We start from the raw sequence: 355 nt of genomic DNA, 5'->3' as shown, positions 1-355 counted from the left end.
AGCACCGTCCACCACCGCCGGCCGGTCGCCGAGGGCGGTGGCCATGGCGGCGATGCGGGCATGCACCGGCTCGAAGGCATCCGCGGCGATCGGTGCGTTCCAGGCGGCGAAGCGAGCCCGTTCCTGCCCGGTCAGCAGCGGCACCTCGCCAACACGCCGTTCGGCATCCGCCACAAGACCAGACAGAAGCGTCTCGAAATGGCCTTGGATACGGTTGCACAGGTCGCCGTCGATCAGATCGCGGCGGTGGATGAACTTGACCTCCAGCTCTTCACCGACCGACACCTCCAAATCCATGGCGAATCCGGTCACGTCGACCCGGTCCGTCGCTCCGAATCTGATGGTATGGTCGTTC

1 protein-coding gene is annotated in these 355 nt (G+C 65.9%); it reads right to left on the bottom strand.

What is annotated here, in order from left to right:
• Nucleotides 1-312, bottom strand: a 312-nt coding sequence (locus TSH64_RS35350) for a hypothetical protein (RefSeq protein ID WP_199237580.1), incomplete at its 3' end; no start/stop codon positions are given.
• Nucleotides 313-355 lie beyond the last annotated feature (43 nt).

This window comes from Azospirillum sp. TSH64 (assembly GCF_003116035.1).
Classification (GTDB): domain Bacteria; phylum Pseudomonadota; class Alphaproteobacteria; order Azospirillales; family Azospirillaceae; genus Azospirillum.
The sequence above is the reverse complement of the archived record's forward strand: the minus strand, read 5'-3'. Positions and strand labels throughout refer to the sequence as shown.